This window comes from Microcystis sp. M090S1 (assembly GCF_020246295.1).
Lineage (GTDB): Bacteria > Cyanobacteriota > Cyanobacteriia > Cyanobacteriales > Microcystaceae > Microcystis > Microcystis aeruginosa.
The window spans coordinates 1-11,439 of sequence record NZ_JADBTF010000319.1 but is presented as its reverse complement, the minus strand read 5'-3'; the positions used below and the strand labels follow the sequence as shown (position 1 = coordinate 11,439).

The 11,439-nt window shown below is 41.2% G+C and carries 1 protein-coding gene; it reads left to right on the top strand.

Annotated features, from left to right (window positions below; genetic code table 11):
- Positions 1–11,439, top strand: an 11,439-nt coding sequence (locus IM477_RS13945; RefSeq protein ID WP_287732173.1) for a CARDB domain-containing protein, incomplete at both ends; no start/stop codon positions are given.

Sequence of the window (11,439 nt, the reverse complement as noted above, 5' to 3'; positions counted from 1 at the left end):
TTTAAGACAGATGCTTACAACTACCAAACAGAATCCAACGAAAACGATAACGTTTATGCTCAAGCGATTGATATTGCTGTACCCAATTTAATTATTACTGAAGTAACAGCACCGACTACTGCTACTGCTAGTCAGAGTCTTACCCTATCTTGGACGGGTAAAAATGACAGTTCTGTTACTACAGGAAGTTACTACTGGTATGACCAGGTAGTCTTCTCCACCAATGACATCTATGGGGATAGTGATGATATTTATCTTAATCAACAATATATCTCTAGTAGCAACGGATTACCCTTAGAACCGAATGAAACCTATACAGCAAGTAGTACCATCACCTTACCCAGTAATGCAGTAGGTAATGGCTATTTGCTATTTAAGACAGATGCTTACAACTACCAAACAGAATCCAACGAAAACGATAACGTTTATGCTCAAGCGATTGATATTGCTGTACCCAATTTAATTATTACTAATGTCACCGCTCCGACTACCGCTACTGCTAGTCAGAATATTACCCTATCTTGGACAGGAAAAAATGACGGTTCTGTAACTACGGGAAGTTCTTACTGGTATGACGAGGTAGTTTTCTCTAAGAATAATATCTATGGGGATAGTGATGATGTTACAGTCATCAGTTATGAATATATCTCCAGTAGCTACGGCTTACCCTTAGAACCCAATGAAACCTACACAGTAAGTCGTAACGTTACTTTACCCGGCCAGGCGGTAGGAAGTGGGTACTTACTATTTAAGACAGATGCTTATAACTACCAAACGGAATCCAACGAAGACGATAACGTTTATGCTCAGGCAATTGATATTACTGCACCCAATTTAACTATTACCAGTGCGACTGCGCCTAGTACTGGTATTTTAGGGGGATCTATATCAGTTTCGTGGACGGTACTAAATAATGGAACTGTTCCGGCCAATGCTGATTGGTATGATTCAGTTTATCTGTCTAATGATCAGACTTGGGATAGTGGGGATACATGGATTAGTGCTTTCTGGGAAGCCGCAAGAAGTCCCCTCGCCGCTAATACAAATTATACAGACACCCAAAATATTACCATTCCTAGTAATGCAGGAACCGGTGCTAAATATTTGATCTTTGTTACAGATCAATACTCTTACTCCTACTACAACCAACAAGGAGAAACAGACGAAACCGATAATACTTATGCTGTTCCTATTACTTTAGGTGCGCCAGACTTAATCATATCTGGAGCAACTGTACCCAGTGGTGGGGTTGTGAATGGAGCGATTAATGTATCATGGACGGTGAAAAATCAGGGTACGACAGATGCACCGGCGGATTGGTATGATGTTATTTACCTTTCTTCTGATAATATCCCTGGCAATGGCAATGATAGTTACATTGCTGAACAATTTATAAGCACTCAAACCCCCTTGGTAGCGAACGGTACATACACTATAAATCGCAGTATTAACTTACCCAATGTTACCCCGGGAAATTATTACATCTTTTTCCGCGCTGATGCCTATAATAATCAAGGAGAAACCAACGAAAACAACAACTATAGCCAAGCTATTCCCATTACTATTGGTTCGCCGGATTTAATTGTTAGTAATGCTACGGCACCAGAGTCAGGAGCATTAGGAGGAACAGTCAGCCTTTCTTGGACAGTACAAAACCAAGGAACAGTAGAAGCACCCGCCGATTGGACTGATTATATTTACTGGTCAAGTAATGATACTTATGACGGTTCTGATACTTTGATAACCAGTATTTCAGCCGCCGCACAAACTCCCGTTGCCGTCGGAGGAAGCTATAGCAAAACCGAAAATATTACCTTACCTAATCAAATAAACTTCGTTGGCAATGGTTACTTAATTGTCCGAGCAGATGGCAATAATGCACAGGGAGAAACCAACGAAAATAATAATAATCGTGCCATTCCTATCCGCATAGATGCACCAGATTTAATTGTCTCAAATGCTACTGCACCCGCATCGGTAACTGTAGGTGCAACGATTAGCGTTACTTGGGATGTGAAGAATCAAGGAACTGTTGCGGCTAATGCTGATTGGTACGACAGGGTTGTGATTTCTACTGACCAAATCTTCGGTAATAGCGATGATACTTATCTGACAGAAGTTTGGCAAGGTTCATTTACTCCCCTAGCAGCCGGAGCAACCTATAGCCGCACCCTCAATGTTACCTTACCCAGTACCGCTACTGGCGATCGCTATTTGCTCTTCAAGGCTGATAACTATAACTATCAAGGTGAGACAGACGAAAATAACAACGTCTATTCCCTACCGATTAATATTTCCGCTTCCGACCTTCGAGTTACCTCAACCAATGCTCCGACAAGTGCCATTTTAGGAGAAACAGTTGAATTAACTTGGACTGTCACTAATAACGGTACGGGAGCAGCAAGTCAGGATTGGTATGATCGAGTTTATCTCTCCAGTAATCAAACTTTAGATAGCAATGACGTTCAAGTTACTGATGAATGGATAGCGACACAAACGCCTTTAGCTACTGGTGCAAGTTATACCATCAGCAAGAATGTCACCTTACCTAGTTTTACCCCCGGTAATCAATATTTACTCTTTGTTACTGATCGAGACAATTATCAAGGAGAAATCAACGAAAATAATAACCTCGCTGCGGTTGCTATCAGCTTAACTGCTCCCGATTTAATTGTTTCTAATGCTTCCGTACCTGCAACCGGAACAGTCGGTAAGAGTATTGAAGTTTCTTGGACAGTACAAAACCAAGGGACAAGCGCCGCTCCTACGGATTGGTATGATCGCATTTACCTCTCCAACGATGCTATTTTTGATGCTAATGCTGACACTTACATCACCCAAGAATTAATCTCCACCCAAACACCATTAGCCGCCGGTGGAAGTTACAGCATTACTCGCAATATCAACCTCCCCAACTTTGCCACAGGAAACCGTTATTTAATCTTTGTCGCTGATGGTTCGGGAGGTCAAGGAGAAACTAACGAAACTAACAATACTCGTGCTGTCGCCATTAATCTCAATGCTCCCGACTTAGTAGTAAGTGATATTACCGCACCGGTTGAATCCTTGTCTGGACAACCAATTGATATCAATTGGACTGTCAAAAACCAAGGAGCAGCAACCGCAGAAGGAACTTGGTATGATTATGTGTATTTAGTTAATACGGCGACCAGTGCCACCCAGTATGTCGGAATTTTTGAATATTCAGGTAGCTTGGCCGCCGGAGCCTCCTTAAATCGTACTCAATCCTACAGCGTTCCCCTCAGTTTAACTGGTAACTATCGAGTGGTTGTAACGACCGATTTTTACGGACAAGTTGCTGAAGGAACGCAGAACGAATCGAACAATACTACTACAGATGATCGTCCGATTTCTCTACAGCTTGCTCCGGTTCCTAATCTACAAGTTACCGGGGTAACTGCACCATCGACGGCTTTTTCTAGTCAAGAAACCGTCGTACAATGGACAGTGAAAAATGTCGGTACTGGTGCCACTAATGCGCCTGTTTGGTATGATCGAGTTTATTTGTCCCTCGATACTACTTATGACAATACTGATACCTATCTAGGAGAAGCAGTTAATCCTAGTTATCTCAACCCGGATGATAGTTATAGCAACAGCTTAACCGTAACCCTACCTCGCGGTATTGATGGCAATTACTATTTCCTTGTACAAACTGATGTTTATAACTACGTTACCGAAGTTGGTAATGAAGGAGATAATTGGGGATCTGGTGGGCCGACGGATGTTAATTTAACTCCACCCCCCGATTTACAAGTAACGGCGGTTAATGCTCCTAATGGAGCCTTCTCAGGACAACCAATGAACCTGAGTTGGACTGTCACTAATGCTGGTACAGGACGCACTTTAGAAACAGCTTGGTATGATCGCGTGTTGATGTCGGCGGATGCAACTTTAGATGCAGGCGATCGCTTTTTGGGAGATTTCTATCATAGTGGTGCGTTAAATGCCGGTGAAAATTATACTGGTTCAGCGACAGTTAATTTACCCATTGGTGTGGCGGGAAGTTTCTTCTTCTTTGTCCAAAGCGACATCTATAACAACGTTTATGAGCACGTTTTTGAGAATAACAATAGTGGCTACGACACCACAGCAACGAACATTACCCTAACGCCGCCACCAGATTTAGAGTTTGAATCCTTAACAATTCCGAACAATGCTCGTTCTGGTAGCAGTTTAAGCATCAGTTATCGAGTCACTAACTTTGGAGCCACAGAAACCCCGAATTATTATTGGACCGATACCTTCTATCTTTCCAGCGATAATCAACTAAATACGGCAACGGACATTAATTTGGGTAGTGTCGGCCAGTATGGCATTCTTTATCCAGGTGATGGTTATGATCGTACCGCTAACTTTGCCTTACCCAATACCTTAACTGGCACCTACTACGTCTTTGGTGTGACAGATAGCGGCGATCAAGTATTTGAATTAGATAATGTTAATAACGTCACTCAAAGCATCAATCAAGTACAAATTGTCTCCCAACCGGCGGATTTAGTTGTCACTGACGCAATTATTCCAACTACGGGAGAAGCTGGTAAGACAATTCAAGTGCAATGGACAGTGAAAAACCAGGGAACTGGGGATACCATTGTTAACAGTTGGAGCGATCGCCTTGTAGTTTCTAACGATGAGGTTTTAGGAGATGCAGATGATCTGACCCTCGCCAGCTTCACCCGCACCGGACTTTTAGCTCCCAATGGTACCTACAGTCGGACTGAAAGTGTTATTTTACCCTTTACCTTAGAAGGCAATTATCAACTATTTGTCGTCACTGATTCGGCTAATAGCGTTTATGAAGGTAGCAATGAGGGAAATAATGCCTCTAGTGCTTTTCCCCTCACCATCTCTCGTGATACTCCCGATCTACAAGTTACTAGCATTACTCTGCCAAATACCGTGACTCCCGGACAGCCGCTGACCCTCAATTGGACGGTGGCGAATTTGGGGGTAGGACGTACTAATAGCAATTATTGGTACGATCAGGTTTATTTGTCTTTAGATAAAAATGTCAGCGGTGATGACATTAATTTAGGGTCGGTTTATCGTTCAGGAGCCTTAGAGCCATCAGCAAGTTATAGTGCCACGGGTACTTTCTCCCTTCCTGTTAATTTGAACGGTAGTTACTATGTTCTGGTGCAAACTGACCGGGATAATAACGTTATTGAAGGTACATTTGAGAATAATAACGTTTTAGCCAGCGATAGTAGCAGTGGAGGCGGTTCGGGAACCGGAAGCCTACCGATTACTCCCGCTCCTTCTGCTGATCTGGCTGTCACTGGCGTGGATGCGCCGGAACAGGGAATTGCCGGACAATCTCTGAGTTTAACTTGGACGGTTGTTAATAATGATGCCAATACGGGTCAAAGTTGGTATGATGCCGTTTATCTATCCCGTGATCAAGTATTCGATCGCACCAGTGATATTTATTTAGGATATCGCAACCATACGGGGGGATTAAATGCAGGAGATAGTTATACTGCAACTCAATCTTTTAACATACCGCGAGGCTTAGGGGGACGTTTTTACGCCTTCGTGGTGACGGATGGCGGTAATGCCGTTTATGAACGGTTAGGAGAGATCAATAATGTTAATTATGACGGATTCTCGACGGAAATTATTATTCCTCCACCGTCGGATTTAGTAGTTACTAATATTGCTACTCCTAGCAGTGGCATTCCTGGACAAAATATCAGTATTAACTATACTGTACAGAACCAAGGGACAGATACTGCTTACGGAAGTTGGAAAGATTCCGTTTATCTGTCACAAGATACCCAGTGGGATGTCAGTGATGCTTTAGTAGGACAAGTAAATCATTCAGGAGATATTGCAAGTGGTGCGAGTTATACTGGGGTATTAAATGGGGTTGTCCCGGGGGTTAATTTAGGGAATTTTTACGTTATCGTGCGGAGTGACATCCTCAATCAAGTTTCTGAAGTAAATGAGGGTAATAATGTCGGAGTTTCTAGTAGTAAAATTACCTTAGATGTCGAAGAATTAGGCTTAGAAACGCCAGATACAGGTAATTTAGGACAAGGACAGTCAGTTTATTATCGTTTTGATGCTCAAGTAGGACAAGCGATCCGACTGAGTTTTGATAGCAGCAATAATCAATCCTTTAATGAATTGTATGTCAGTTATGGGAAAATGCCGAGCCGGGGGCAATTTGATCTGACTACTACCCAACCCTTTAACGCCGATCCGGAAATTGTAATTCCCATTGAAAAAACAGGAACTTATTATGTCTTAGCGTATGGGGATCAAGTTAGTGGTTCTCCTAGTTACCAAATTCTCGCTCAAGATATTCCTTTCTCAATTACAAAGGTAAATACTGACACTATTGGTAACTTTGGCGAAGCTACCTTAGAAATTTACGGGGCAAAATTCATTGAAGGTACTACCTTCCAACTGCTCGCTTCCGATGGCAGTGTCATCGAAGCAGAACAAGTGTATCTAGAAAATTCTACCCTTGCTTATGTCACATTTGATCTATTTGATGATCCAATCGGTTTGTATGACCTTAAAGCTAAACATAGCGACGGTAGTAGCGTTATTTTGGCAGATAGTATCACGGTTCAGACAGCTACAGGTTATGACTTAAATTCCAACATCACAGGACCGGAAGAAGTTCGCCCTGGCCGCAATTATATTTTCAATGTTAACTACGGTAACGAAGGTGATACTGATGCGATCGCTCCTCTGTTGATTATTGAAAGTGTTACCAATACCCAAGTAGGAACGACTTTAAAGGGACTAAGTTCCAGTGGTCCACTACATCTATTGGGTGTTAGTAATGAAGGTCCACAGGGAATTTTACGACCTGGAGATCTTAATACACTGCCAATATATTTCAATAGCAGTACCGATCCAGTTAACTTCAGTGTCCGTACTTATTCTGCGGATAATAATACGCCTGTTGATTGGAATAGTTTTGAAGCTTCGATTCGTCCTAGTGGATTGACTGATACTCAGTGGGATAGCTTTATTAGAAATATTGCCTCACAGGTACGAACTTATGGGGAATATGTCCTCTTGCTCAATAAAATGTCTGCTATTGTTTCTCCTGAAAATGAACCGATTTACGATGTTAATGAACTGTTCGGTAAAATTTACCAGCAGAATGCTAATTATTCTCCTTCTGTCTCATTTAAAGGCACACTGACAGACATAAATACAGGAAATTCGATCTCTCAAGGTTTAATTATTCTTGAAAGAATCAATACTAGTAACCCTGTTCGGCGAAGTTTTTTCACTGACGACTTGGGAGATTTTGAATTAACAGGACTCGATGCAGGAAGTTATCAACTCAGAGTGGCTGGTTCCTTGGATGAACCGATTAATATTACGGTAAATTTAAGCGCAACACCCCAAATTCTCAATTTAGAAGTCGATTATGTTCCACCACGAGATTTATTAAGAGATTTACCCCCTTCTCAAGAAAAGCCGGTGTTGACCGTCGCGTCCGATGATAGTCGCCATGTATTAGTAGTACAAAATGGATCAATTGCTTATGCAACCTATGACGAGATTACTGCTCAATGGACAACTCCCATTACAATCCCTCAAGCCCAAGGAAATCGCATACAACTACTAGCAGTAGTTGATCCAGTAGATAGTTCTTCCCCTATTTTAATGGCAGTCTGGGTAGATAATAATGATAACTTTAACTATGCGATCGCTAGAAAAATTGGTGATAGTTATCAATGGGGCAATGGAAACTTAATTCCTAGCTCTGCTCAACCAGCAACCAACCAGTTACCCTTTATGCGTTTACAGGGTCAAGACAATGGAACACCAGCAATTTCTTGGGTAGTTTTTGGAGATAGCGATACAGGCAATCAAGAATATTTAACTACTTGGGATGGAATAACCTGGACAAATATAAGCAAAGCTGATTCAAGTGTTTCATCATTAGAAGTTGAAACGATCACTTTCCAAGAAATTAATATCTTAAATGATTCGAGTCAACCAACTCCCTATCCTCCCGATCAATTAGGAAGTTTAGATTATTATGATTTTCGCTACAAAGATTTTCAACGGCGTAATCCAGGACAAGAACCTCCTGATTACTATAAAGAGTATGGAGAAAAATATGTTTCTCGATTTACAAATGAAACGGCTAAAAAACTAAGTCCTGAAGGTCAAGCGTGGTTAGAAAAAACCCGTGAAAATTTACAACGAGCCATTGAAGATCGTCTAAATGCCGCCCCTGGTGCCTTTGCTGAACTTGAACGAAATACTGATGCTTTTCGAGACTTTGCCTATGAAACTCATCCTGACGCTTATTGGGATGCAGGGCTAAAAGATTTACCAATCAAAGATTTACTCGAAATTGGAAGTACTCCTGACTTCAAGGATCTTTTGACTCCCGAAGGATTGGAGCAAGTAGCTGAAATAGCAGAACGTTATGTCAAAGATAAAGCCCAACAGTTAGAAGATAAGTTGAATGATTTAGTTAACAAAATTGGAGATGGTACTGGCGATATAGTAGAGGGTATAGGTGATATATTGGATGGACTAAACAATATAGCTGATGGGATAGGCGACTTACTAGATGGTAAATTAGAGCCGCCTAACGATTTCAATGATATCGATCAAATACTAGATGGAATTGATGATCTTGTTGATGGTATAGGGGATATAGTCGATGGCATTAGTGATCTCGCAGATGCAGCAGGCGATATAGTGGAGGGGCTAAAGGATCTAGTAGACTCTATAGACGATGCCATAGGCGATATAGGTGATTTTATCGGAGATAAACTCAAAGATGGGATTAGTGATATTGCAGACTGGATTGACAACACAGCAGATGATATCGGGGACACAGTAAATGATCTAATTGACGATTTCAAATGTTATTTATTTGGTGATTGTGACGACGATGATGATAATGATGACGATGATTATGATCCCGATGTAATTCGTCCTCGTGACCCTAACGATATCTTAGGACCCAAAGGTTTCGGCGATGAGCAATGGATTAATACTAATGAACGTTTCGGTTATACCATCCGCTTTGAAAATGCTGCTACTGCTTCTGCACCCGCTCAAGAAGTAGTCATTACTCAACAGTTAGATTCTGATCTTGATTGGCGCACTTTCCGCGTTGATGATTATGGTTGGAGTGGTAACACTTATGAGTTAGCTGGTGATCGCGCTTTCCATCAAGGACGAATTGACTTAACTGAAACTAAGGGTTTCTATGTTGATGTTTTTGTTTCCATTGAGACTACTACAGGAATCGCTACTTGGCGGATTAGTACCGTTGATCCAGAGACGGGAGAAGCACCTTTAGACGCACAAAAAGGATTTTTACCCACTAATGATGAAAATGGAGTCGGGGAAGGTTTTGTTACTTATAGTATTAAAACAAAAAACACTGTACAAACCGCAGATGTAATTGACGCAACTGCGCGGATCGTCTTTGATACGGAAGAACCCATCGATACCCCACCCATTTTCAATACTCTTGATGTCACTAAACCCACCAGTCAAGTTGATACTTTACCAACCACGACGGATAACCCTGAATTTACCGTTAAGTGGACAGGAACAGATATAGGATCAGCTTTGGCGACTTATACTATTTATGTCTCTGATAATGGCGGTAATTATACAGTCTGGCTCAATAATACTGAATTAACCGAAGCAACTTACACGGGGACAGCCGGACATACCTACTCCTTCTATTCGCTTGCGGTTGATAACACAGGTAATACAGAAGCAGCACCGACGACGGCAGATGCAACCATACAAATCGGTGGCGCAGTTAATCAACCTCCACAAATCTCGGTCAATACAGGCTTAACTCTTAATGAAGGAGCTAATTCTGCTATTTCTAATAGTCTGCTGGCTGTTACAGATCCAGATAATACCTCGGATCAGTTGACTTTTACCATCAGTACGATTCCGACAAATGGAAATTTACAACGCAATGGAGTCACGTTAGCGGTTAATAACACCTTTACCCAAGCTGATATTAATAGTGGCTTACTATCCTACATTCATAATGGCGGAGAAACGACCAGTGATAGCTTTAGCTTTACGGTAGCTGATGGAGCAGGTGGTAATATTAATGTCACAAGTTTTGTCATTACAGTTAACCCAGTAGATGATTCACCAACTGTCCTCAATCCCATTACTGATGTTAATGTTAACGAAGATGCAGCTAATACCGTCATTGATTTAACTAATATCTTCACCGATATTGATAATGACCCGACTTCAATTGTTAAATCAGTATTGGTCAATAACAATACGGGATTAGTCACCGCTACTATTATTGACAATCAGTTAACCCTCGACTACCAAGACAATAAATTTGGGATAGCTAATATTACAATTCGAGGAACATCCAACGGTAAAACTGTTGACGATACTTTCGTTGTCAATGTCGGTGCAGTCGATAATCCACCAACTGTCATCAATCCCATTACAGATGTCAATGTTGACGAAGATGCAGCTAATACCGTCATTGATTTAACTAATATCTTCACTGACGTTGATAATGACCCGACTTCAATTGTTAAATCAGTATTGGTCAATAACAATACGGGATTAGTCACCGCTACTATTGTTAACAATCAGTTAACCCTCGACTATCAAGACAATCAATCAGGGATAGCTAATATTACAATTCGGGGAACATCTAACGGTAAAACTGTTGATGATACTTTCCTAGTAACAGTTAACCCAGTAGATGACGCACCAACTGTCATCAATCCGATTACAGATGTTAATGTTGACGAAGATGCAGAAAATAGTGTTATTAACTTAAGCAATGTCTTTAGTGATGTTGATGGAGATGTGATTGTTAAGACAGTCTTTGTCAATAGTAATCCAGGATTAGTCACTGCTACCATCGTTGACAATCAGTTAATTCTTGACTACCAAGACAATCAATCAGGTACAGCTAATATTACAATTCGGGGAACATCCAACGGTAAAACTGTTGACGATACTTTAGTAGTTACAGTTAACCCAGTAGATGACGCACCAACTGTCCTCAATCCCATTACTGATGTTAATGTTGACGAAGATTCAGCTAATACCGTCATTGATTTAACTAATGTCTTTACTGACATCGACAATGACATCGCTTTAATTGTTAAGACAGTCTTTGTCAATAGTAATCCGGGATTAGTCACTGCTACCATCGTTGACAATCAGTTAACCCTCGACTATCAAGACAATCAATCTGGGATAGCTAATATTACAATTCGGGGAACATCCAACGGTAAAACTGTTGACGATACTTTCGTTGTCAATGTCGGTGCAGTCGATAATCCACCAACTGTCCTCAATCCGATTACAGATGTCAATGTTGACGAAGATGCCGAAAATAGTGTTATTAACTTAAGCAATGTCTTTAGTGATGTTGATGGAGATGTGATTGTTAAATCAGTATTGGTC